Origin of the sequence: Zestomonas carbonaria (assembly GCF_904061905.1) — a bacterium.
Taxonomy (GTDB): Bacteria; Pseudomonadota; Gammaproteobacteria; order Pseudomonadales; family Pseudomonadaceae; genus Aquipseudomonas; species Aquipseudomonas carbonaria.
This window is the reverse complement of the sequence record NZ_CAJFCI010000071.1, coordinates 192,631-215,943: the sequence shown is the minus strand read 5'-3', so window position 1 is coordinate 215,943 and position 23,313 is coordinate 192,631. Positions and strand designations below refer to the sequence as shown.

Here is a 23,313-nt window from a genome sequence, read left to right as displayed (position 1 = left end):
AGTCCTTACTCCCGAGCACCGAGCGAGTTCATGATGAAAATGGGGCGATTGAGGAACTCTCCCAAGGCGTTATCACGCTGGATGTTTCGCTCATCGACATCCCGGTAAGTCAGCTCGCCATCCCGCCGCTCCGCTACACCAATGGCCTCGATCTTCCAGAAACCCGAAGTACCCTCGCGGATATACTCGATCATTTCCGCTTTCGTACCGTGGGTGAACAGACCACGCGCCGGATCACCGCGCCAGTTGAAACCCAGTTGGAAAATCAGTCGATCTGTCACACGACTCATCCGGTTCAGTTGTTTGAGAATCGACACCTTGGCCTGCTCGATGGTCAGAGCGGGATCGCCATAGTCGTCGCCAACGTGATGCAGGACGTTCAGCAAAAATGCGATGTCGAAATGCCCTGGCAGGGTCTCGAAATCGAAGTACCGCGACCGGATTTCCAGAGACTTTTCCAGTTGGAGCAGTCTGGCCGCCTCCTCGACGAAAGCAGCATGCGCCGCACTACCCTCATAGCCAGTGACATGAACGGCGTCAGCCTGTAGTGACTCGAACAGAAAAAAGCCCGTGTTGCACCCGATATCCAGAACCTTGCGGCCCTGGAAATCGACCTTGGACTGCATGTACGCCAATCGCTCGAACTCATGCTTGGAACGGATATCCACGCCTACATCACCCAACAGTTCTTTCACCGGGGTTGCCAGTAGCTGGTACGCGGAATGCTTCCTGGTGCCCGCCGTATCGACCAGCAGGCGCTTGAGTTTGTCGAGCTGTTCAGCAGGCAGCAACATTGCTGGAACCCTCTATTGAAGTAAGTTGTTTTTCCTACGAGCCCATGCTGATCGGAACGGAAATCAGTTCATGCGCAGGGTTCTGTATCAGGGGCGCCGAGACGGGCCGGAGAAAGATGGAAGATGGAGCCACACGCCAGAAATCGATCACTGCGTGCCTCCCACCACCCGTCTTCTCGCCCGGACAAAGCCCAGACGCAAGGCCTGGCTCAACTCATGCCCTAGCAGGCGCAAGGTGTCCTTGCGCAAATAGATATCCGCCCCGAACAGTGCCATGGGATGGGAAACGAGCTTGCGCAGGAGTTGCGGATAACGGCGAGGTCTTCCACCGGCCAGCAGGGACAGCATCAAGCCACTCGTCCAGAGATAGAGTGCGTTGCTGCTACCACCTTCCGCCTGCATGCCATCCACGATGGCATCCGGCCGGAAGCCCGCCTTGATTGCCAGCTCGAACGGCCCCCAGAACCTCGGATTGGCCTCGATCAGGTGAAGCACCCCATCCACCTCGATCAACTCCACCATGACGAAACCGAAGAACCCCACCGACTGGAACCCACGAACCAAGTGAGCCTCGATGTCGAAGTCCGGGCAATCGCACAGACGGGCAACCAGCATGGATTTGCCATTTGGCTGCTGGAGCAGGTTCTCCTGGTACCTCACAGCGGGCGCCCCCTGGCGCGGGAAGAAGGCCAGGAAGTAGTAGCTCCGGCCATCCAGGTAGGCCTGAAAGAAATAATCCTCGACCACGTCGCTCGCAAGAAAGGCCTCGAGCGCCTCCGCCGTAAAAATGAGTTCCGGATAGAGCTTGCGGCCGGTACGCCGGGACACCTCATTCAGAGGTTTGGCAACCACCGGCAGGTCACTGGGGCTCACATGCTCCAGTCGAGTCGGTAGCGGTACACCGAACTGCTCCATCAAAGCCAGGAAACTGGCCTTGTCGGAAATGGTTTCGTAGAGGGTCTTGTCGACCAGTGGCACCTCCAGGCCGGCCGACTCGAAGGAGTCTCGGTTATCCAGCACCAACCGGATGATCGACTCCGCCGTGGGCAGGAACACCAATCGCTGGCCTGGATAGCGAGCCTTGAGCAAGGCCAAGGCGCCAAGCATGTCATCGACATCCAGGCAATCGAGGCTGCGTACCGCATCGATCCAACGGGCGAAGCGGGTTTTCCGTATGGCGTCCACCCCTGGCCTAGCTACCAGAGAACAAGCGACACCGTGCCGCTGGAAATACCGGCAAACCGCAACCACCGCCCGCTCATTGGCGCCGGAGAAAATGACATACCGTGTCGTATCAGCCATCAGCCCGTTCCCTGGCAGCATCGAGGACGATGGAAATAACCTCATCCTGCTCCTGGTCCTGCATGTGCGGGAAGATCGGCAGGCAGATGACCTGGCGGGAGATGCTGAATGCGTTCCCGAGCCTCCTGGGCTGGGCACTGTCGAGCCCCCGATACATGGGAAACTCCGATATCAGGGGATAGAAGTAGCGGCGAGCGAGAATCCCTGCGTCACGCATGCGCATGAACAAGGCATCGCGGGAAAGCGGGAAGACTTCCTCATCGACATACAAGGGACAGTAAGAGTAGTTCCACTCCAGGCCCTGCCCTGGAGACACCATGCGCAACCCGGGAACTCCGAAGAAAGCATCGCGATAGCGTTCGAACAGCCGCTGTCTCGACTTCAGGGCATCGCCCAGATGCTTGAGCTGGAGCAGCCCGAAAGCCGCTTGCACTTCATTCATCTTACCGTTGATGCCGGGGGCGACGACCGTCACCTCATCGACGAATCCGAAGTTCTTCAGGTAGTCGATCCGCTTCTTGATCTTCGCGTCGGGGCAAACGATGGCGCCGCCCTCGAAGGTGTTGAACACCTTCGTCGCATGGAAGCTCAGAATCGACAGGTCACCGCTACGCAGGATGCTGGCGCCATCCTGTCGAACGCCAAATGCGTGGGCAGCGTCATAGATGACCTTGAGACCATAGGTATCAGCCACTCGCTGGATACCCTCCACATCGCAGGGAATACCGTAGCAATGCACAGGCATGATCGCCGAGGTGGAAGGCGTAATGGCTTCCTCGACCCGTGCCGGGTCCAGATTACAAGTGAGCGGGTCGATGTCGACGAACACGGGTTTCAAGCCGTTCCATAACACCGAATGCGCAGTGGCGACGAATGAATAGGGCGTGGTGATGACTTCGCCGGAAATGCGCAACGCCTGCAACGCCGCCACCAGAGCGAGCGTACCGTTGGCAAACAGGCAGATATGCTCGACGCCCAAGTAAGCAGCCAGCTCTCGCTCCAGACGCTCATGCATGGGACCGCCATTGGTGAGACGACGGCTTTCCCATACCTCTTCCAAATAGGGAAGGAAATCTTCAAGAGGCGGCAGTAAAGGACTGGTTACCGGAATAGATTTTGCCATGCTCGCACCGTGTATTGATTGAGCGTGCTTCAGGATTCGCCAACCAATGTGGCTAGCCTCCTGATCCTGAGGCGCCAGATTCGTGACGCATGCTTTTGTGCCTCAGTACACAGCAAGATGCCTGCCAAGAAGAACAAAGCCGGCATCAGCACGGCTTTTCAGGTTCTAGCGGACGCAGCTCACATCTTGTTGAACAGATTGAGCTGCGAAATCGTCACGTAGCTCTTCTGCGACGCGTCGAGGATCAACTGTTGGAACGACAGCCGCGACAGCGCCTCGGCATAGTCGAGCTCCCGCAGATCCGCTTGCACGGCCTTGTTGACCAGGGTCACATCTTCGTTGTCGGTCAGGGACGATTCGACCACGTTCAGACGGGCGCCGATCTGCCCCCGCGCCTGGTCCACCGCACTGATGCCGTTATCCAGGTTGGACAGACCCAGTGCCACCGCATCCCGCACTTCACGGCTATCGGCGCTGGATTCTAGAGCCTTGCGCAACTGGGAGATGGTGTTCAGTACGCCCGACTTGATCTCGGGGTCTCCCGGACCGGCGCTGGCGGCGGGCCCCGGACCGGAGACGGTGAAGGTGGAGCCGGCAGGCGGCGTGCCGTTCACGAAGAATGCCACTCCGCCGTAGGTGATCTGGGTGTCCTTGCCGTCGGCCAGACGACCGGAAACCGGCGTGCCGGAAGGCAGCGGGGTGAGCGTGTAATTCTTCGGGTCGGCAGGGTCGAAAGTAATCTGTACGCCATCTGCCGGGAAACTGGCGAACGACGCCTCATCCTTGACCAGGGCTCCGCTGATGCTGTTGACCGGCGCTGGCGGCGTGGAACCGTCGGTGATGGAGAGGCGTCCGGCATTGAGCGCATTCTCGAATACGGCCCTGCCGTTGTCGCTGATGGGAATCTCCAGCGAACTGGCGATCTGCAACTTGCGCTGGCCATCGTCTCCCGCATAGGCGTAGGAGCCATCGGGCTGACGCACGAATGGCTGGCTCTTCCCCTGGAAGCCGGAGAACAGATACTCGCCACGCGCGTTGCGGGTATTCATCAGGCTCAGCAACTCATCCTCGCGCTCGGCCAGCTCGGCGGCGATGGATTGGCGGTCTTCCAGGCTCAAGGTTCCGTTGCCCGCCTGCACCGCCAGCTCACGCACACGCTGGAGGATGGTACTGACCGAATTGAGCGTGACCTCTTCCTGGTTCAGGCTGTTCTGCGCCGCCGTCAGGTTGGACTTGTACTGCCCCAGCACATTCTGCTGCTGTTCCAGTTGCAGCAAACGCACGGAGGCGACCGGGTCGTCCGCCGGCGTGAGGATGCGGTTGCCGGTGCTGATCTGTTCCTGGGTGCGGATCGCGTTGGCGTAGTTGCGCTGCAGGCCCGCTACGCCGTTGTTGAACGCCTGGAGTGTGGAGATGCGCATGTCTGGACCTCTGTTTTCCGTCAGGGGCGCGAACTCCGCCCCTCACCCTGGTCCTCCCCCGAGAGGAGAGGAATCGTTTCGTACTGGCGGCAAGCGCCGTGCATTCATTGCGCTGGGTATCGCCGCGCCCGTCCCATCCTACGGGTGCCCCTACCTGAACGAACTGATCAGGGTATCGAACAACGAGCGGGCAACTTGAATGACCTGTGCCGAAGCGCTGTAGTACTGCTCGAACTTGATCAGGTTGGCCGCCTCTTCGTCGAGACTGACCGCCGACAGCGAGTCGCGGTTGTCGGTGGCCTGCTTGAGGATCGCCGACGTGGCGTCGCTGTCCTGGCGCGCCTGGGCGGTCAGGGTGCCGACGCGTTCGACCAGGTCGCCGTAGCCGTCGGAGAAGGTCACCCCGGTGGTGCCCGGCGAGTTCGGGTCGATGCCGATGGTGGCCTTGTTCTGCAGGTCCGCCAGTTTCAGGGCGTTGCGGTTGTCGGAAACGCCCTTGTCGTTGAACGCCACGTTGAAGGTGTCACCGTTTTCCGGGCGACCGCTCAGGGTCAGGCGCAGCGTGCTGCCGTCCGCCAGGGTCAGTTCGTAGGTGTTGGTCTGGCCGCTCTGGAAGGTGGGCGGCGTGGCCGGCGTGCCGTCGTTCGGGTCGATCCGCGTCAGGGTGGCGCCGGGCGGCAGGGTGAAGTCCCCGCTGGCGGCATCGTAGGTCAGGGTCACCGGCAAGGCGCCGGTCAGGCTGCCGAGGTTGAGCAAGGATTGCAGGTCCGGCTGGCTGATCGAGCCGGTGCCACGGTTCTGTCCGTTGGCCTCGCTGCGCACCGGCGCGGCGAAGGCGAGCTGGTCCGGCTGGTCCAGCACCGTCGAGATGCTGGCCGCGCCGCGCCGCGTCGGTTGCAGCAGGAAGACGTCGCCGGCCGCCGGCGCAGGGGTGCCGACTTCGAGCTGGATGCCCTGGTCGCGACCGCTGCCGTCGGTGAAGCTGAGCGTGCCGGGCGGGTTCTCGGTGACGGTCATCAACTGGTTGTCGCTCAGCCGCCGCGCGGTGTAGTTGGTACCGTCGAACTCCAGGCGGTAGTCGCTGGTGGTCAATGCGCTGGTGTCGGTGATGTTCAGCAGCGGCCGGGCGTTGCCGGTGTTGCCGGCGAAGCTCTGCACGCGCAGCTTGGCCAGGCTGGGGTCGTTGAAGTCGCCGAACAGCGCGGCGCCGATCTGGCCCTTGAGGTCGAGGCCCTGGCCGAGCTGGCTGTTGACCTGGTCGCTGACCGCCAGGGCCAGGCGGCCCAGGGAGTTCATGGTGCTGTCGAGCACTTCTTCGCGATAGCGGATCAGCCCGCCCAGTTCGCCTCCGCTGATCTGCGTGGTGATGCCCTGGCGCGAGCCGCCGCTGACGAACTGCACTTCGAAGCGGTTCGGGTCGCCCTGCCCCGGCACCACTTCCAGGCGGTTGGCGTTGGCGCCGACCACCAGTGGCTGGCCGGAGCCGATGAAGATGTTCTGCGAGCCGTCGTCCTGCGGCACCACGGTGACGCCGATATAGCTGGACAGTTGGCGGACCGCTTCGTCGCGGGCATCCAGCAGGTCGTTGGGCTGCTGGCCGTTGGCGGCGGCCACGGCGATGGCGTTGTTGAGGCTGGCGATGGAGCCGGCCAGGCGATTGATCTGGTCGCCCACCGCGGTCATCTGTTTGTTGGTGAAGTTGTTCTGTTCGTTGAGGCGGTCGTAGACGGTGTTGAAACGCCGCGCCAGGCCTTCGGCCTCGGACAGCACCAGTTGCCGCGCGGGGATGTTCGACGGGTCTTCGGCGGCGGTCTGCAGGGCCGAGAAGAATTTCTGCAGCGACGGCGTGATGCCGGTGGTGGAGCCGGCGAGCAGCGAGTCGAGCTGGTCGATCTGGCTCTTGTAGGCCATCACGTCGCTGTTCAGCGCGGTGGTCGAGCGCAACTGGGTGGTGAGGAACTCGCTGTAGCTGCGGCGGATGTCGGTCAGCGTGGTGCCCGAGCCGACGTAGCCGGCACCGCTGAACTGCGGCACGCGGGTGGCCTGCGTGGCGCTCTGGCGGCTGTAGCCGGGCGTGTTGACGTTGGTGATGTTGTGGCCGGTGACGCTGAGCTGGGTCTTGCTCGCCGAGATCCCGGACAGTCCGATGTTGAGAAGGTCAGCCATGAAAGTCCCTTATCAGCTCGTGGGTACGCTGCCGGCGGCGGCGATGGTCTGGTAGGTCTGCATCTGCTTGGCGATCTGCGCCACCTTGCGCGCGTAGTTCGGATCGGTGGCGTAGCCGGCCCGTTGCAGTTCCTTGACGAAGCGCTCGGGGTTGTCGGTGGTGTTCAGCGCGGTGCCGTAGCGGCCGTTGCTCTGCAGGAAATCGACGTAGTCGTGGAAGCTCTGCCGGAAGGAGTCGTAGGCGCGGAAGCTGGCCGCCTCCTTCACCGCCTGGCCGCCCTTGTATTCGGTGGTCAGCACGCGGGCCGACTTGCCGTCCCAGCCGTGGGACTTGATGCCGAACAGGTTGTGGCTGCTGGAGCCGTCCTGCTGGCGGATGATGGATTTGCCCCAGCCGGTTTCCAGCGCGGCCTGGGCCACCAGGTAGCGGGCGTCGAGGCCGATCTTCTCGGCGGCTTCCTGGGCCATCGGCAGCATGGCGGCGACGAACTCGGCCGGCGAGCTGAAGGCCGACTTGCCCGGCGCCAGCGGCGGCTGGGCCAGCCGGCGGCCACGCAGGGCGTCGCTGGCGGTGGTGTCCAGCGCGGCGGTTTCCGGAGCCGGGTAGACCTTCGCCGGAAGCCAGTCCTTCTGCGCCAGCGGCTGGCCGTCGGCGGGCGTGGCGCTGGGCACGATGCCGGCCAGCAGGCGGTCGGTGAGCTTGCCCGGCAGGGCCAGGCGGCGCTGGTTGATCAGCTTGGAGTCGTCGCGCGCGCTGTCCACCGCCGGCAGTGGCTTGTCGGCCTTGGCAACGCTGTTGTCACCGGTCTGGGCGAAGGGATTGGGTCGCGAGCTGCCCTTCTTGAGCTGCGACATCTGGCGCACCAGCACGTCGGCCAGGCCCATGCCCTTGTCCCGGGACATGCTGATCGCCAACTGTTGGTCGTGCATGTCCTGGTACATCTTGGTCTCGTTGCTGTTCATGAAGTTGCCTTCGGCGAACACTTCGTTGGCCGAACGCATCGCCTTGAGCATCTGGTTGAGGAACAGCGACTCGAACTCCTGGGCCACCTTGCGCAGGTTGCTCTCGCTATCGCCGCCGACCTTGAACTGGTTGAGGCGGTTGAGATCGGTGTAGGCGCCGGAGTCGACGCCGGCGGAGAACCTGGAGTCCATGTGCGCCTCCTCAGATCACGATCAGCTCGGCCTGCAACGCGCCGGCCTGCTTGAGGGCTTCGAGGATGGCCATCAGGTCCGACGGCGAGGCGCCGACCTGGTTAACCGCGCGGACGATCTCGTCGAGGCTGGTACCCGGAGCGAACTTGAACATCGGCTTGGCTTCCTGGGTGGCGTCGATCCGCGAACGTGGCACCACGGCGGTCTGGCCGCCGGAGAAGGCGTTCGGCTGGCTGACGATGGGGTCTTCGGTGATGCTCACGGTGAGGCTGCCGTGGGTCACCGCCGCCGGCTGCACGCGGACGTTCTGGCCGATCACGATGGTGCCGGTGCGCGAGTTGATGATGACCTTGGCCACCGCCTGGCCGGCCTCGATCTCCAGGTTCTCCAGCACCGACAGGTAGTCGACGCGCTGGCTGGGATCGAGCGGCGCGCTGACCCGCACCGAGCCGCCGTCGATGGCCTGGGCGACGCCGGGGCCGAGCAACTGGTTGATGTGGTCGACGATGTTCTTGGCGGTGGTGAAGTCCGGGCGGTTGAGGTTGAGGACCAGGCTGTTGCCCTGGTCGAAGCCGCTCGGCACCGGCCGCTCGACCGTGGCGCCGCCGGGGATGCGACCGGTGGACGGCACGTTGACGGTGACCCGCGAGCCGTCGCTGCCCTCGGCGTCGAAGCCACCGACCACCAGGTTGCCCTGGGCCACGGCGTAGACGTTGCCGTCGATGCCCTTCAGCGGGGTCATCAACAGGCTGCCGCCGCGCAGGCTCTTGGCGTTGCCGATCGACGACACGGTGATGTCGATGGTCTGTCCGGGCTTGGCGAAGGGCGGCAGGTCGGCGTGGATCGACACCGCGGCGACGTTCTTCAACTGCACGTTGCCGACGCTGGCCGGCACCTTGATGCCGAACTGCGCCAGCATGTTGTTGAAGGTCTGCAGGGTGAACGGCGTCTGGGTGGTCTGGTCGCCGCTGCCGTTGAGGCCGACCACCAGGCCGTAGCCGATCAACTGGTTGGTGCGCACGCCCTGGATGCTGGCCAGGTCCTTGAGCCGCTCGGCCTGGGCCAGCGGGCTGAGGAGCAGGCCCAGCAGCAGGGTCGCCAGCAGCAGCCAGTCGTTGGCGCCGCGACGGCTGTAGCCGCGCCACTCGCCGGCGAACTGGCGGCGGCAGGAGTATTTCGGCGCAGGAGCGAGCTCTGCTCGCGAACCCCGCCACGCAAAAGCTTCGCGAGCAGAACTCGCTCCTACACGCTTGACGGCTTCCCCACACTCGCGGGAATGATGCAGCAGCGACGCCACCACGCGACCGTCACCCCCGCGAACGCGGGGATCCAGAACAAAGGCCAGCCAGGCTTTCATGTGCGCTCCCCTGCTCAGAACGGCCACAGCGGGCTCATGAAGAAGCGGTCCAGCCAACCGGGCTGGCTGGCATCGGCGAAGGCGCCGGTGCCGGAATAGGTGATGCGCGCATCGGCCACGCGGGTCGACGGTACGGTGTTGTCGGTGGCGATGTCGTCGGAGCGGACCAGGCCGGCGATGCGCACCAGCTCGTCGCCGGTGTTCAGGGTCATCCACTTCTCGCCGCGCACCGCGAGGATGCCGTTGGGCAGCACTTCCGACACGGTGACGGTGATCGAGCCGGAAAGGCTGTTGCTCTGCCCGGCCTTGGCGTCGCCCTTGGTGTCGCGCTCGGCGCCGTACTCGGCGCTGAGGTCCAGCGAGCCGCCGCCGAACGGGTTGTTGGTGCTCACGCCGCCGCCGAACAGCGAGGTCAGGCCGATCTTGGCGCTGCTGTCCTTCTGCAGTTGCGAGTTGGCGTTCTTGCTGGCCTGGGTCCGCTCGTTGAGGGTGATGGTGATGATGTCGCCCACGCGGAACGCCTTGCGGTCGGTGTACAGGTTGGACTCGAAGCCCGGCTGGTAGATCGCGCCGTTGTTCTGCGAGGCGGGCAGCGGTGTGCGCGGCAGCACCGGAGCGTAATAGGGATCGTTCGGCTTCGGCGGCGGCGCCACGCAGCCAACCAGGGCCACGACGCCGAGCAGCGGGAGAAGGGAAAGCCGGTTCATTGCCATTACCTCGCGGTGCGCGACTTACGGATTACAGGTTCTGAGAGACGAAGCCGAGCATCTGGTCGGCGGTGGAGATGACCTTGGAGTTCATCTCGTAGGCGCGCTGGGTGGTGATCATGTTCACCAGTTCCTCCACCACGCTGACGTTGGAGTTTTCCAGGGTGTTCTGCTGCACCGTGCCGAGGCCGGTGAGGCCCGGGGTACCGACCTGCGGCGCGCCGCTGGCGGCGGTTTCCAGGAACAGGTTGCCGCCGATGGCTTCCAGGCCGGCCGGGTTGATGAAGTCGGCGGTCTGGATGGTGCCGAGGATCTGCGGCTGCGGGTCGTTGGCGGTGGTCACCGAGACGGTGCCGTCCTCGCCGACGGTGAAGGTCTTCACTTCGTTGGGCAGGACGATCGCCGGCTCCAGGGCGAAGCCGTTGGCGGTCACGACCTGGCCATCGGAATTGAGGTGGAAGCTGCCGTCGCGGGTGTAGCCGACGGTGCCGTCGGGCAGCAGCACCTGGAAGAAGCCGCGGCCGTTGATGGCCATGTCCAGCGGTTGCTCGGTGGTCTGCAGGCTGCCGGCGGTGAAGATCTTCTGGGTGCCGACGATGCGCACGCCGGTACCCAGTTGCAGGCCGGAAGGCAGTTGGCTGTCCTGGCTGTTCTGGCCACCGGGCTGGCGGCGGATCTGGTACAGCAGGTCCTCGAACTCGGCGCGGTCGCGCTTGAAGCCGGTGGTCGAGACGTTGGCCAGGTTGTTGGAGATGGTGGTCAGGTTCATGTCCTGGGCGGACAGACCGGTCTTGCTGACCCACAGTGCCGGAATCATGGTCGTTCTCCTCGGGCGCCGGATTCATGGCGCCGCGTTGCGTGATTAGCTGATCTGCAATACCCGCGCCATGGCCGCCGCATCGTCTTCGGCGGTGCGCATCATCTTCACGGACAGTTCGAATTGGCGGGACAGCGCGAGGATCGAGGTCATCTCTTCCACGGCGTTGACGTTGCTGGTTTCCAGGAAACCGGAAGTCACCCGCACGTCGTTGTCGGCCAGCAACTGGTCCTGGCCCTTGTAGCGGATCAGGCCGTCGCTGCCCTTCTCCATCAGCTTGAGGTCCGGGTTGACCAGCCGCAGCCGATCGACCTCGGCGAGCACGTTGGGCGCCTCGCCCAGCGCACGAATGGTGATGGTGCCGTCCTGGCCGATCTCCACCTTCTGTTCCGGCGGCACGGCGATCGGGCCGCCGTTGCCGAGGACCGGCAAGCCGTTGCCGGTACGCAACTGGCCGAGCGCGTCGATCTTCAGGCTGGCGGTACGCACGTAGGCCTCGCCGCCGTCCGGGGCCTGCACCGCCAGCCAGCCTTCGCCGCTGATGGCGACGTCCATGCCGTTGCCGGTTTCCTGCAAGGTGCCGGGAGTGAAGTCGGTGCCGGGACGCTCGGTCATGGCATAGACGCGCGCCGGAAAACCGTCACCGAACACGGCCATCGACCGCGCCTGCTCGAAGTCGCGACGGAAGCCGTTGGTGGAAATGTTCGCCAGGTTGTTGGCATGGGCGCGCAGGGCCAGGGTGTTCTGGCTGGCTCCGCTCATGGCGACGTACAGCATCTTGTCCATGGTTGTCTCCGAGGTTGGGCGTCAAGCCCTCTGCTCTGTTGGCAGTGACTCAGCAAAGGCTGTGCCAGTCTCGGCGATTAAAAACAAGATATTGATTAATAAGGAATTTTCAAAAGAAAAAAGCTCCCTTTCGGGAGCTTCGGCATGGAGGAGCGGCGGAAGATTGCCGCTTGCGGCAAAGGTGGCTTGCGGGATATCCAGTCGCTGGATCCCCGCGAACGCGGGGACCCAATCAACCCTACCCTCAACGCAGGTTGATGATGGTCTGGGTAATGGTGCTCTCGGTCTCGATGGTCTTGGCGTTGGCCTGGTAGTTGCGCTGGGCGACGATCAGGTTGACCAGTTGGTCCGACAGCTCGACGTTGGAATCCTCCAGCGCGCCGGCCTGCAAAGCGCCCAGGGTGCCGGAGCGCGGCGTGCCGATCACCGGCTCACCGGACTCGAAGGACTGCACCCAGCCGGTCTTGCCGGTCGGGGTCAGGCCCTGCACGTTGGCGAAGTTGGCCAGCACCACCTGCCCCTGCACCTTCGATTGACCGTTGGTGTAGCGGGCGAAGATCACCCCGGTATCGTCGATTTCCAGGCCGGCCAGTTGGCCGGTGGTGTAGCCGTCCTGGCTCACCCGGTTGACCGCGAAGGTGCTGGCGTACTGGCTGGAGGAGCGGATGTCGATGGAGATGCCGGTGGGGCTGGCATTGGCGCCGTTGGGGCTCCATACCGGCGGAGTACCGCCGTCCGAGGCGGCCGGTACCCAGTTGTCCAGGTTCATGAGCCCGGTCGCCGGGTCGTAGTTCAGCGGACCGCCGGCGGCCATGCCGGCGGTGTTCAGGGAGCCGTCGGCGTTAAATTGCAGTTGCATGGTGTAGGGCGCGTCAGAGCCCGGAGCCCCCGGGTTGCGTCCGTCGACCAGCACGTGCATGTCCCAGGTGTTCTCGCCGGTCTTCACGAAATACTGGGTGAACACGTGGGCATTGCCCTGGGTGTCGTAGATGTTCACCGAGGTCGACGAGTTGTAGGAGGTCGGCTCTTGCGGGTCGAACGGCGTGACGGTCGGCGTCGTGTTGGTCGAGTTCAGGTTGAAGGCCTGCTCCAGCTTGGTGGAGGCCTTGGGCGCCTGGTTGGTGGTTTCCACGCGCAGGTCGCCGACCACACCGTTCTGCAGGTTGCCGTTGGCATCGACGGTGTAGCCCTGCAGGCGATAACCGAAGTTGTTGACGACGTAGCCCTGGCGGTCGGTACCGAAGTAGCCGGCGCGGGTGTAGCCGATGTCGCCGCCGTTGCTGGTGACGAAGAAGCCGTTGCCATTGATCGCCAGGTCCAGGGCGTTCTGGGTGTAGTTGATGTTGCCCTGGTTGAACAGTTGCGACACGTTGGACAGCAGCACGCCGCTGCCCTGCGGGTTCGCACCGGTGCCGAGCACCGAAGCGGCATAGACATCGGCGAACTCCGCACGCGACTGCTTGAAGCCCGCGGTGCCGGCGTTGGCGATGTTGTTGCCGGTGATGTTGAGATCGCTGGTGGCGGCGCGCAGACCGCTGAGCCCGATGTTGAACGCCATGGAAGACTCCTTTGCCGGGACAACCGGCGGGTTATGACCGGTTGGTTATTGACCGATGATCTGGACTTGGGAGAGCGGTACGCTGCCGAGACCGGCCAGGTTGAGCATCAGCTCGCCGCCGTTCTGGCCGAGGGTGACGCTGTCGACGTTGGCCGGCAGCAGGGTGTAGAGCCCCTTGGTGCCGTCCTCATAGGTCGCCTGCGCTTCGAACTTGTAGGTGCCGGGCGGCAACAGATTGCCGTCCGAGTCCTTGCCGTCCCACATGAAACTCACCTGGCCGGCCTGTTGCTGGCCGAGGTTGACGCGGGCCACCGCCTTGCCGGTGTCGTCGTAGACGTTGACGTAGACGTTGTTGCTGCTGACCGGCAGTACCAGGCTGGCCTTGAAGGTTTCGCTGGTGTCCACCACCGCTTTCTCGCTCGGCACGATGACCTTGCGGCCGACCAGAGAGGAAGCCTGCAACGCCTGCGAGGACTGGTAGCCGGAAAGCAGCGAGGCCATGCTGTCGTTCAGCTTCTGCACGCCCTCCACCTGGCTGAACTGCGCCAGTTGGGCGATGAACTCGCCATTGCCCTGCGGCTCCAGCGGGTTCTGGTTGTTCAATTGGGCCACCAGCAGGTTGAGGAACGCGTCCTTTCCCAGCTCTTCCTTCTTGGCGCCGCTGTCGTTCTTGATCTGGTACTGGTCCAGGATCGAACTGGCGCCGCCGGTGCTATTGATGCTCATGGTTGCTCCTTATCCGCGCCGTCACTGACCCAGGGTCAGTACCTTCATCATCATCTGCTTGGCGGTGTTCATCATTTCGGCGTTGGTCTGGAAGGAGCGGCTGGCGGAGATCATGTCGGCCATTTCCTCGACCACGTTGACGTTCGGGTAGTAGACGTAGCCGTTCTCGTCGGCGGCCGGGTGGTTCGGCTCGTAGCGCGGCACCAGGGTGCTCTGGTCCTCGACCACGCCGAGCACCTGCACGCCGACGCCGGCCTTGTCCTGGTCGGCGAACAGCGAGCCACGGTCGCCGGTCTGGCTCTGCGCGCTCTGCAGCATGGTGGCGAACACCGGGTGGCGGGCGCGGTAGGTCTGGTCGACGCTGGAAGACACGCTCTCGGCGTTGGCGATGTTGCTGGAGATGGTGTTCAGACGGGTGGTCTGGGCACTCATGCCGGTACCGGCGATGTTGAAGACGTTGGACAGGGACATGACGGGGTTCTCCGTTATTCGCCGCGCAGGGCGGTGATCAGCCCTTTGAACTTGCTGTTGAGCAGGGTGAAGCTGGTCTGGAACTGCACCGCGTTCTCGGCGTAGTTGGCCTGCTCGAGCTGGGCGTCGACGGTGTTGCCGTCGATGGCGGCCTGCATCGGGGTGCGGTACTTGAGCGCCGGGTCGCCGATCTCGAGACCTTCGGCGGCGATGTGCTGGCTGTTGGTACGGGCCATTTCGAAGCTGCCGCGCTGGGTGCGCTCGCTTTGCGCGGCCAGCACCGAGGCGAAGTCCAGGTCGCGTGCCTTGTAGTTCGGGGTGTCGGAGTTGGCGACGTTGTTGGCCAGCACCTCGGCGCGCTGGGCGCGGAAGCCGAGTGCCTTTTCATGGATGCCGAGGGCTTTGTCGAAGCTGATGCTCATGGTCAACGAACCTTGCCGGTCTGATGTGCTTGTCAGCCATTCAGCAAAGTGCGTGCCAGAAAAATTTATCCTTTTAATTCAGCCATTTGCCGCAACGGCAAGGCCGGATTGCCGCTCACAGCGGCAAGGCTTTTCCGCCTCGTGGCAAGGCCGGCTTGCCGCCCTGTCGCCTCGCGGCCATGGGCCGCGCCTGCGTGGTTCACTGGTTCCCCGCGTTCGCGGGCATGACGAAACCCCACCGCGCGCGCTCCGTAGGGTGGGCTTCAGCCCACCACTCGCGGCGCCCGCACCAACCGCAGCGCGGCGATCACCAGGGCGAACACCGCCAGGCTGGCGCTGTACAGCACCAGCGCCGGCAAGGCGAGGAACAGCGCCACCAGCGCCAGCCCCCATCCCACCCGGCCAGGCACGAAGAAAGCCACCAGGGCGGTCAGCAAGGCGCTCCAGGCAATCACCCGGAAATGAATCAGCAGGCCCAGCCCGGAACGCAACCGGCACTCCCAGCGCTGCGCCTCGTCCACGCACAGGCCGACCCACTGGCCATTCTCCATCAGCGCGAAACGCAGCCCATAGCTGGCGGCCAGCCACAATGCCAGGGCGACCAGCAGCAGGAGCAGGGAAAAACGGCGGGACATGGGATTCTCCGAGAGCAAAACGGCGCTCAGCATAATCCGTCGGCGCCAGCGTTCAAGCCTCCCTCCTCCTCTTCGTTCGTCGCCACGACGCCGCGCGCCGTGAACCGATCGAAGGTTGACGACTCCAATCGCCAACTGACTGCCCCGTCACGCTTGCAGTCGCAACGGCAACCGTATTCACTCCACGAGTCTCGTCTAAAGGGATTTAGCCATGCCCGCCTTTCTCCGCCTCGCCGCCCTGTTCGGCGGACTCATCCTGAGCGCGCCCCTGCTGGCGGCCGTCGAACCGGATGCGGCCAGCTACGGTTACCCGCTGACCAACCCCTTCGAGGCGACCATCGCCACCACGCCGCCGGCCCTGCGCCCCGAGCTGCCGGCGGACGACGCCATCGACCAGGCCGACTACGCCATCAAGCTGCGCCCCGAACGCGAGTTCGCCCTGCTGAAGAACTTCTGGCCGGTGACCAAGCTGCGCTACCGCCTCGCCCGCCAGGATGGCCCGGCGCCCCTGGTGTTCGTCATCGCCGGCACCGGCGCGCCCTACTCCAGCGGCACCATGGAGTACCTGAAGAAACTGTTCTACGGCGCCGGCTACCACGTCGTGCAGTTGTCCTCGCCGACCAGCTACGACTTCATGGCCTCCGCCTCCCGCTACGCCACGCCGGGCCTTTCCAGCGAGGACGCGGACGACCTCTACCGGGTCATGCAGGCGGTGCGCGCCCAGCATCCCGATCTGGAGATCACCGACTACTACCTCACCGGCTACAGCCTCGGCGCCCTCAACGCCGCCTTCGTCAGCAAGCTCGACGAAACCCGGCGCAGCTTCAACTTCAAGCGCGTGCTGATGCTCAACCCGCCGGTCAACCTGTACACCTCGATCAGTAACCTCGACAGCCTGGTGCAGACCAAGGTCAGCGGCATCGACGACAACACCACCTTCTACCAGGTGGTGATGAACAAGCTGACCCGCTATTTCCAGGAAAAGGGCTACATCGACCTCAACGAGGCGATGCTCTACGACTTCCAGCAATCCGGGGAACAGCTCTCCAACGAACAACTGGCCATGCTGATCGGCACCGTGTTCCGCTTCTCCTCCGCCGACATCGTGTTCACCTCGGACCTGCTCAACCGCCGCGGCCTGATCACCCCGCCGAACCTGCCGATCGACCAGGGCACGCCGCTGGAACCCTTCTTCAGGCGCGCGCTGCAATGCGACTTCGACTGCTACATCCGCGAACAGCTACTGCCGATGTGGCGCGTGCGCACCGACGGCGGCAGCCTGATCCAACTGATCGACCAGGTCAGCCTGTACGCCCTGGAGGACTACCTGAAAAGCAGCGACAAGATCGCCGTGATGCACAACGCCGACGACGTCATCCTCGGCCCCGGCGATCTCGGCTTCCTGCGCCGCGCCATGGGCGACCGCCTGATCCTCTATCCCCACGGGGGGCACTGCGGGAACCTCAACTACCGCGTCAACGCCAACGACATGCTGGAGTTCTTCCGTGGCTAAGAAGCTTTTCCTGCTTGCCTTGCTGCTGGGCGCCGGCCTGGCCCGCGCCGACCACGTCACCGACCCCGACGGCTTCACCCGCCCGCTGGAACACCTGCAATTCAACCCCGGCCTGGACCAGCGCGAGTTCGAACGCTCGAGCTTCGACGCGCTGAACGTCTACGATCCCCTGGAGTCGTGGAACCGCCGCGTCTACCACTTCAACTACCGCTTCGACGAATGGGTGTTCCTGCCGGCGGTGCGCGGCTATCGCTACGTCACCCCGGGCTTCGTGCGCAGCGGGGTGAGCAACTTCTTCAGCAACCTCGGCGACGTGCCCAACCTGCTCAACAGCCTGCTCCAGTTCAAGGGCAAGCGCTCGATGGAAATCACCAGCCGCCTGCTGTTCAACACGACCTTCGGCGTGCTCGGCCTGTGGGACCCGGCGACCAGGATGGGCCTGCCCAAGCATAGCGAGGACTTCGGCCAGACCCTGGGCTTCTACGGCATGCCCAGCGGTCCCTACCTGATGCTGCCGGTGCTCGGCCCCTCCAACCTGCGCGACACCGGCGGCCTGGTGGTCGACTACGTTGCCGACTACGGGATCAACTTCCTCGACGTGCCGGAGACCAGCAGCAACCACCCGGAGATCAGCGTGCTGCGCGCGGTGGACAAACGCCACACCACCAACTTCCGCTACGGGCAGACCAACTCGCCGTTCGAGTACGAAAAGATCCGCTACGTCTACAACGAAGCACGCAAGCTGCAAATCGCCGAATGAGGGGAAGTCCATGTAGGGTGCGCCGCGCACCGATCAGGAGACAGCGCCAGTGTTTCAGGTGAACTCCGCGCTTGCCCCCGGTAAACGGTGCGCACGGCGCACCCTACGGACGTTCTTCGTCCAGCCTTAAGCCTCCAGCGCTCTTATCGTCCCTCCGCACTACCGCTCCCCGGCATAGCACACCGGCGAACTGCTCGGCCCCTGGCGATCCAGCTCTTCTTCGAGAAATTCCGCCAGGACCTGCGCGTTGTTGTGCTGCTCGTCGCGCGCGGCGAACAGCAGCGTCAGGGTGCCGTTGCGCGCCTTGTCCAGCAGAGGCCACCAATGCTCGGGATGCGCGGCCAGCTCGGCGCGGTAGTGCAGGCGAAACTCGTCGAAACGCTCGGCATCGTGATGGAAGGTCTTGCGCAACTCGGCCGACGGCGCCAGCTCGCGCGGCCAGTCGTCCAGGCGCAGTTCGTCCTTCCGGCAACCGCGCGGCCACAGGCGATCGACCAATATCCGGTAGCCGTCGCCGGCCTCGCGAGGCGCATATACCCGCTTGCATTGAATCATTCCCACCTCCGCTCTTGAGACGGACCGGCGCGATGGGTAACGTGGCCGCAACTTTCCCGGAGACCGACCATGCGCGCCGTCCGCCCTCTATTGTTTGCCCTGTTGCCCCTCTTCGCCAGTTGCCAGGTGTACAAACCGCAGTCCAGCTCGGCGGCCACCACGCCGATTCGCCTGCAAGGCGAGCTAAGCGTCAACGCCGGCCAGTTGCTGCTGCGCCCCTGCGACGAGCAACGCCAGTTGACGCTCGGCGACGACGGCAGCACCAGCCTGGCCCGCGATGTCGCCGGCCTGCTCGCCGACGGCCCCGGTCCGCTGTTCGTCGACCTGAGCGGCATCCCGGCGGCCGGCCAGGGCGAAGGCGCCGGGCGCCTGAAAGTGAGCCAGGTCTATCGCCTGCAGCGCGAAGGGCACGGCTGCAACGACCCCGACTTAAAACGCCTGCTCCTGCGCGCCAGCGGCAACGAGCCGAGCTGGAACGTGAAGATCAGCAGCGGCGGCATGGTCATCGAGCGTCCCGGCCAGCCCCCGCTGGCGTTGCCCTACGTGGAAGAGCAACTGCCCGAAGGCCGCTTCGACTTCAGCAGCGAAGCCAACGGCGAACGCGTGCAACTGTGGGTCGCCCCGCAACACTGCGTGGACAGCATGAGCGGCGCGGTCCATCACCTGAGCGCGGAGCTGCGCATCGACGGCCAGGTACAGCGCGGCTGCGCCGCCTATGGCGGCCAGCTCGGCAACTGAGCGGAAACCTGCGGACACAGCTAGCGGCCGCGTGGGCAACCTCCCGCACCTAAGCTGAAAACGGAAGTGCAGTGCAGAAGGAGAGTTCGTATGTTGCGAATCGCCATCAACGGTTATGGACGGATCGGCCGTACCCTGGTCCGCGCCCTGTTCGCCCGTGGCCTGGAGGACAAGATACGCCTCGAAGCCATCAACGACCTCGGCGAACCCGCCACCCTCGCCCACCTAACCTGCTTCGATTCGACCCTGGGTCGCTTCCCCGGCGAGGTCGGCCTGGACGGCGACAGGTTGCTGATCGACGGCCAGGCCATCGCCCTGCTGCGGGAACGCGACCCGCTCGCCTTGCCCTGGCACCGCCTCGACGTCGACCTGGTGCTGGAATGCACCGGCAAGTTCAAGAAACGCGCCCAGGTCGAGCAACATCTCGAAGCCGGCGCGCCGCACGTGCTGGTCTCCCACCCGCTGGAAAGCGCCGATCTCACCGTGGTCTATGGCGTCAACCACGAACTGCTGGGCAACCAGCGCATCGTCTCCAACGCCTCCTGCACCACCAACTGCCTGGCACCGCTGGCCATGCTGCTGCACCGCGAGTTCGGCATCCGCCAGGGGATGATCAACACCGTGCACGCCTACACCAACGACCAGAACCTGCTGGACAAGGCCCATCACGACCTCTACCGGGCGCGCGCCGCGGCGCTGTCGATGATCCCCACCAGCACTGGTGCGGCGAAGAGCATCGGCCTGGTCCTCCCGGAACTGGCCGGCCGCCTGGATGGCCTGGCGGTCCGGGTGCCAACGCCGACCGTCTCGCTGCTCGACCTGACCTTCACCGCCGAACGCCCGGCCAGCCGCGAAGCCATCGACGACTGCCTGCGCCGGGGCGCCGAGACGTTGCCGCCAGGTGTGCTGGAGTGCAATGCGCTGCCGCTGGTATCCAGCGACTTCATCGGCCACCCGGTGTCCTGCGTGGTCGACCTCAACCACACCCGGGTACAGGGCGACCTGGTCAAGGTGCTGGCCTGGTACGACAACGAATGGGCCTTCGCCAACCGTATGCTGGATGTTGCACTGGCCTGGTTGGGGCGTTGACGTAGGGTGGGAGTAATCAGGGGGCGGAGTGGTTGGCATCATTCGAAACACCGTCCCTCACCCTAGCCCTGCCTACGCGGCCCGCTCCGGAGGGAGAGGGGACTTGTCCGGTGAGCCCCGAAAGTCCGTGCCAGGGCGTAGCCCGGATGCAATCCGGGAGTCGGAATGGCCGGCATCTCAAGTTGAAGCTAGATCACTGCACCAACCAGCAATGTGGACTGCCCCCTCTCCTATTTATGGGGGCACGCCTAGTGGAGAGGGTTGGGGAGAGGAAAGAAATCCCATAACCACTCGAAGCACCGCCCCTACAGCTCAGCCCAAGGCACCCCCGGCAACGCCTGCCCCTCCTCCGCACAGGCAGCCACCCCATCGATCAGCGGCTCCAGCACATACCCCTGCGCCTTCAACCAGGCCGGATCGTAGTAACTGGTGGCGTACCGCTCTCCTCCATCGCAAAGAATCGCCACCACAGCCCCCTGCTCGCCAGCCTCGATCATCCGCCGGGCGGCGGCCAGCGCGCCGATCAGGTTGGTGCCGCTGGACGCTCCGACCCGTCGCCCGAGGCGCTTCGCCAGGTAGTGCATGGCCGCCAGCGACAGGGCGTCCGGCACCTTGACCATGGCGTCGATCGCCTCCGGCATGAAGGAAGCCTCCACCCGTGGCCGGCCGATGCCTTCGATGCGTGAGCCGCAGTCCAGGGTCAGGCTGCGGTCGCCGCTGACGTAGCTGTCGAAGAACACCGAGCGCTCGGCATCGGCGCACAGCACCCGCGTCGCGTGCTGGCGATAGCGCACGTAGCGGCCCAGGGTCGCCAGGGTGCCGCCGGTGCCGGCGCTGGACACCAGCCAGGCCGGCACCGGGTGCCGCTCGAAGCGCAACTGGTGGAAGATCGACTCGGCGATGTTGTTGTTCGCTCGCCAGTCGGTGGCGCGCTCGGCGTAGGTGAACTGGTCCAGGTAGTGACCGCCGGTGTCGCGGGCCAGGCGTTCGGATTCAGCGTAGATCTGCGTCGGGTCGTCGACCAGGTGGCTCTGCCCGCCGTAGAAGGCGATCTGCGCGATCTTCTCCGGCGAGGTGCTGGCCGGCACCACGGCGATGAAAGGCAGGCCGAGCAGGCGGGCGAAATAGGCTTCGGAAATCGCCGTCGAACCGCTGGATGCCTCGATCACCGGCGCGCCCGGCTTCAGCCAGCCGTTGCACAACGCATAGAGGAACAGCGAGCGCGCCAGGCGGTGCTTGAGGCTGCCGGTGGGATGGCTCGACTCGTCCTTCAGGTACAGGTCGATGCCCGGCAAGCCCGGCATGGGCAAGGGGATCAGGTGGGTATCGGCGCTACGCTGGAAGTCCGCCTCGATGATGCGGATCGCTTCGCGCACCCATTGCCGTATATCGTTCATGGCCCGTCCTCAATCGAGAATGCCGGCCGGTGGCTGCGGCCGGCTGCGCCACTGGCTCAGGGCGACCCCGGCGAACACCAGGCCGGCCGCCAGCATCTGCACCCCGTTCAGGCTTTCGCCAAGCATGGTCGCGGCGAACACCAGGGTGAACACCGGGATCAGGTTGATGAACCCCGACGCCTGGCTGGCCGGCAGGCGGCTGACGCCGAAGTTGTACAGACCATAGGCGCCGACCGTCACCACGATGCCCAGGTAGACCACCGAACCGATCGCCAGCGGGCTCGGCTCGACCGGCAGCGGTGCGCTCACGACCGCCACGGGCAGGAAGAACAGAGTGCCGATGAACGCCTGCATGGCAGTCAGGAAGAACGGCGAATAACGCGACGCCAGGTGCTTGAGCAACAGGGTGTAGCCGGTGGCGCAGAGCATGGCGAGGAATTCGTAGAAGTTGCCCAGCAGCGGCGCCGAGGCGTGCGCGTCGCTCTCCCCGGCCAGGCTCAGCCAGGTCGCACCGACGACCGCGACGAGGAAACCGGCCAGCGTCGTGCGGGCAACCCGCTCGTGCAGGAAGAGAAAGGCGCCGACCGCCACCAGCAACGGCAGCAGCGCAGTGATCATGCCGGCCTGGGAGGCGCTGGTGTATTGCAGCGCCAGGGCCTCGAAGATGAAGTACAGACAGGGCTCGCACACCGCCAGGCCGAGCAGGTATTTCCAGTCGCCGGCGCGGTAGTCGATACGCCCGCGCCAACACCAGGCGAGCAGGAAGATCAGGCTGCCGAGCGCCATGCGGCCAAAGATCACCCACATCGGCGGCAGCTCCTGGAACGCCAGCTTGAGGGCGATGAACGAACTGCCCCACAGGGCCATGGCCAGAACCAGACATCCCAGGGCCAGGGCCCGTCCTTGCTGCTGCACGGTAGTTCTCCGAATCGATGCGCCCAGTATAGAAAGCCGCTACCGTGCCACACAGGCACAGTACGAGGCGGTTCCGGGCGAAAACTGTTATTGCCGGGGGCGCGTCGCCAGCGACCCCGTGCGGGGATTCAGGGGCTGACGACAAAGAACTGGGGGAACGAACGGACACGAGCACGGCGACTCCCCTCCTCCGCGGCCTGGAAGAGGGGGTATCGAGAATCCGGCTCGCCGTCAGTGGGTCACGCGGCTGGTGCCATTGACGGTGAGGACGCGCACGCGGTCGCCAACGCGGAAGACCTGGTTCTCTTCCACTTCCTGCACATAGGCGCGCATGCTGCCGTCGTCTTCGCGAACGGTGATTTCCACACCCTGGGTACGGGTCAGGCCTTCCTCGGTCGCCGCACCCAGCAGGCCACCGGCCACTGCGCCGATCACCGCGGCGACCGCACTGCCCCGGCCATGGCCGATGGTGCTGCCGCCGACCCCGCCGATCACCGCACCGGCACCGGCGCCGATCGGCGTCTTGGTGCCCTCGATCTTCACCGGACGCAGGGACTGGATGGTGCCCATGCGCACGGTCTGCACCTGGCGGGCCTCTTCACGCGAGTAGGTATCGCCGGTGAGACTGGACTGACAACCTCCCAGCGTCATACCGACGGCAAGAAGTGAAGCGGTCAGCACGATAGACTTACGCATAGCGGTTCTCCTGAAAGGACAGATACAAAAATTAGACTCCAGCGTCTCGCCTCTGTCACGACGGCTCCTGAGAAATTCCCCTCGACGCTATATGTTAGGTCCTGTATGAAAAGTCGCCGAGCGAAGGTCACCCGACAAAAATCGGTGGGGAGGAGTTTACGTGCTGTAAACGAGCACCCCTAACCGATTTTCAACGACGCATCACCGATG

The 23,313-nt window shown here is 64.5% G+C and carries 23 protein-coding genes; 4 read left to right on the top strand and 19 right to left on the bottom strand.

Going from position 1 to position 23,313, the window contains the following annotated elements; genetic code table 11:
• Nucleotides 1–5: 5 nt before the first annotated feature.
• The 15 genes from PSEWESI4_RS17840 to PSEWESI4_RS17770 all read right to left on the bottom strand — a co-directional run bounded on the left by PSEWESI4_RS17840 (nucleotide 6) and on the right by PSEWESI4_RS17770 (nucleotide 15,440).
• Complete coding sequence (locus tag PSEWESI4_RS17840; protein ID WP_187672560.1) at nucleotides 6–794, bottom strand: class I SAM-dependent methyltransferase; 789 nt, start codon at nucleotides 792–794, stop codon at nucleotides 6–8.
• 147 nt (nucleotides 795–941) lie between these two features.
• A complete protein-coding gene (locus PSEWESI4_RS17835; RefSeq protein ID WP_187672559.1) occupies nucleotides 942–2,096 on the bottom strand; it encodes an ATP-grasp domain-containing protein in 1,155 nt (384 codons plus the stop codon).
• On the bottom strand, nucleotides 2,089–3,219 hold the full coding sequence (locus PSEWESI4_RS17830) for a DegT/DnrJ/EryC1/StrS family aminotransferase (protein ID WP_187672558.1): 1,131 nt from the start codon (nucleotides 3,217–3,219) through the stop codon (nucleotides 2,089–2,091). Before PSEWESI4_RS17830 ends, PSEWESI4_RS17835 begins: the two co-directional genes overlap by 8 nt.
• A 179-nt stretch (nucleotides 3,220–3,398) precedes the next feature.
• A complete protein-coding gene (flgL, locus tag PSEWESI4_RS17825; RefSeq protein ID WP_187672557.1) occupies nucleotides 3,399–4,640 on the bottom strand; it encodes a flagellar hook-associated protein FlgL in 1,242 nt (413 codons plus the stop codon).
• A 150-nt stretch (nucleotides 4,641–4,790) separates the two neighbouring features.
• Nucleotides 4,791–6,806: a flagellar hook-associated protein FlgK gene (flgK, locus tag PSEWESI4_RS17820; protein ID WP_187672556.1), complete on the bottom strand. Its 2,016-nt coding sequence runs from the start codon at nucleotides 6,804–6,806 to the stop codon at nucleotides 4,791–4,793.
• 12 nt (nucleotides 6,807–6,818) lie between these two features.
• On the bottom strand, nucleotides 6,819–7,961 hold the full coding sequence (gene flgJ / locus PSEWESI4_RS17815) for a flagellar assembly peptidoglycan hydrolase FlgJ (RefSeq protein ID WP_187672555.1): 1,143 nt from the start codon (nucleotides 7,959–7,961) through the stop codon (nucleotides 6,819–6,821).
• 10 nt (nucleotides 7,962–7,971) lie between these two features.
• Nucleotides 7,972–9,318: a flagellar basal body P-ring protein FlgI gene (locus PSEWESI4_RS17810; RefSeq protein WP_235978958.1), complete on the bottom strand. Its 1,347-nt coding sequence runs from the start codon at nucleotides 9,316–9,318 to the stop codon at nucleotides 7,972–7,974.
• 14 nt (nucleotides 9,319–9,332) lie between these two features.
• Nucleotides 9,333–10,025, bottom strand: coding sequence for a flagellar basal body L-ring protein FlgH (flgH, locus tag PSEWESI4_RS17805; RefSeq protein WP_187672554.1), 693 nt, complete (start codon nucleotides 10,023–10,025; stop codon nucleotides 9,333–9,335).
• Nucleotides 10,026–10,056: 31 nt separating this feature from the next.
• Nucleotides 10,057–10,842, bottom strand: a complete 786-nt coding sequence (gene flgG, locus PSEWESI4_RS17800) for a flagellar basal-body rod protein FlgG (protein ID WP_187672553.1) — start codon at nucleotides 10,840–10,842, stop codon at nucleotides 10,057–10,059.
• A gap of 45 nt (nucleotides 10,843–10,887) precedes the next feature.
• A complete protein-coding gene (locus PSEWESI4_RS17795) occupies nucleotides 10,888–11,628 on the bottom strand; it encodes a flagellar basal body rod protein FlgF (RefSeq protein WP_187672552.1) in 741 nt (246 codons plus the stop codon).
• Nucleotides 11,629–11,872: 244 nt separating this feature from the next.
• The gene (gene flgE / locus PSEWESI4_RS17790; RefSeq protein WP_187672551.1) at nucleotides 11,873–13,186 is read right to left on the bottom strand and encodes a flagellar hook protein FlgE; all 1,314 of its coding nucleotides are present in this window, start codon (nucleotides 13,184–13,186) and stop codon (nucleotides 11,873–11,875) included.
• Nucleotides 13,187–13,231: 45 nt separating this feature from the next.
• Nucleotides 13,232–13,912, bottom strand: coding sequence for a flagellar hook assembly protein FlgD (gene flgD / locus PSEWESI4_RS17785; protein ID WP_187672550.1), 681 nt, complete (start codon nucleotides 13,910–13,912; stop codon nucleotides 13,232–13,234).
• A 21-nt stretch (nucleotides 13,913–13,933) separates the two neighbouring features.
• Nucleotides 13,934–14,383 (bottom strand): flagellar basal body rod protein FlgC, encoded by a 450-nt coding sequence (gene flgC / locus PSEWESI4_RS17780; protein WP_187672549.1) that lies wholly within the window; start codon nucleotides 14,381–14,383, stop codon nucleotides 13,934–13,936.
• A 14-nt stretch (nucleotides 14,384–14,397) separates the two neighbouring features.
• Nucleotides 14,398–14,805, bottom strand: a complete 408-nt coding sequence (gene flgB, locus PSEWESI4_RS17775; RefSeq protein WP_187672548.1) for a flagellar basal body rod protein FlgB — start codon at nucleotides 14,803–14,805, stop codon at nucleotides 14,398–14,400.
• Nucleotides 14,806–15,068: 263 nt separating this feature from the next.
• Nucleotides 15,069–15,440, bottom strand: coding sequence for a hypothetical protein (locus PSEWESI4_RS17770; RefSeq protein WP_187672547.1), 372 nt, complete (start codon nucleotides 15,438–15,440; stop codon nucleotides 15,069–15,071).
• A 211-nt stretch (nucleotides 15,441–15,651) separates the two neighbouring features.
• On the opposite strand from PSEWESI4_RS17770, the gene PSEWESI4_RS17765 reads away from it, so the two are divergent.
• Together PSEWESI4_RS17765 and PSEWESI4_RS17760 are read left to right on the top strand one after the other, a co-directional pair.
• On the top strand, nucleotides 15,652–16,953 hold the full coding sequence (locus PSEWESI4_RS17765) for an alpha/beta fold hydrolase family protein (protein WP_187672546.1): 1,302 nt from the start codon (nucleotides 15,652–15,654) through the stop codon (nucleotides 16,951–16,953).
• On the top strand, nucleotides 16,946–17,713 hold the full coding sequence (locus PSEWESI4_RS17760) for an MlaA family lipoprotein (protein ID WP_187672545.1): 768 nt from the start codon (nucleotides 16,946–16,948) through the stop codon (nucleotides 17,711–17,713). The genes PSEWESI4_RS17765 and PSEWESI4_RS17760 overlap by 8 nt, the downstream gene beginning before the upstream one ends.
• 159 nt (nucleotides 17,714–17,872) lie before the next feature.
• Here the strand turns inward: PSEWESI4_RS17760 and PSEWESI4_RS17755 are convergent, their stop codons facing one another.
• Nucleotides 17,873–18,268: a DUF488 domain-containing protein gene (locus PSEWESI4_RS17755; RefSeq protein ID WP_187672544.1), complete on the bottom strand. Its 396-nt coding sequence runs from the start codon at nucleotides 18,266–18,268 to the stop codon at nucleotides 17,873–17,875.
• 69 nt (nucleotides 18,269–18,337) lie between these two features.
• Between PSEWESI4_RS17755 and PSEWESI4_RS17750 the strand changes: the two genes are divergently transcribed.
• Complete coding sequence (locus tag PSEWESI4_RS17750; RefSeq protein WP_187672543.1) at nucleotides 18,338–19,006, top strand: COG3650 family protein; 669 nt, start codon at nucleotides 18,338–18,340, stop codon at nucleotides 19,004–19,006.
• A 90-nt stretch (nucleotides 19,007–19,096) separates the two neighbouring features.
• On the top strand, nucleotides 19,097–20,095 hold the full coding sequence (gene gap, locus PSEWESI4_RS17745; protein ID WP_187672542.1) for a type I glyceraldehyde-3-phosphate dehydrogenase: 999 nt from the start codon (nucleotides 19,097–19,099) through the stop codon (nucleotides 20,093–20,095).
• Between the two features lie 305 nt (nucleotides 20,096–20,400).
• Here gap and PSEWESI4_RS17740 read toward each other — a convergent pair whose 3' ends face one another.
• The 3 genes from PSEWESI4_RS17740 to PSEWESI4_RS17730 form a co-directional block, all read right to left on the bottom strand.
• A complete protein-coding gene (locus PSEWESI4_RS17740) occupies nucleotides 20,401–21,492 on the bottom strand; it encodes a PLP-dependent cysteine synthase family protein (RefSeq protein WP_187672541.1) in 1,092 nt (363 codons plus the stop codon).
• Nucleotides 21,493–21,501: 9 nt separating this feature from the next.
• The gene (locus tag PSEWESI4_RS17735; protein ID WP_328821932.1) at nucleotides 21,502–22,407 is read right to left on the bottom strand and encodes a DMT family transporter; all 906 of its coding nucleotides are present in this window, start codon (nucleotides 22,405–22,407) and stop codon (nucleotides 21,502–21,504) included.
• A 231-nt stretch (nucleotides 22,408–22,638) separates the two neighbouring features.
• Nucleotides 22,639–23,103, bottom strand: coding sequence for an outer membrane lipoprotein (locus tag PSEWESI4_RS17730; protein WP_187672540.1), 465 nt, complete (start codon nucleotides 23,101–23,103; stop codon nucleotides 22,639–22,641).
• Nucleotides 23,104–23,313 lie beyond the last annotated feature (210 nt).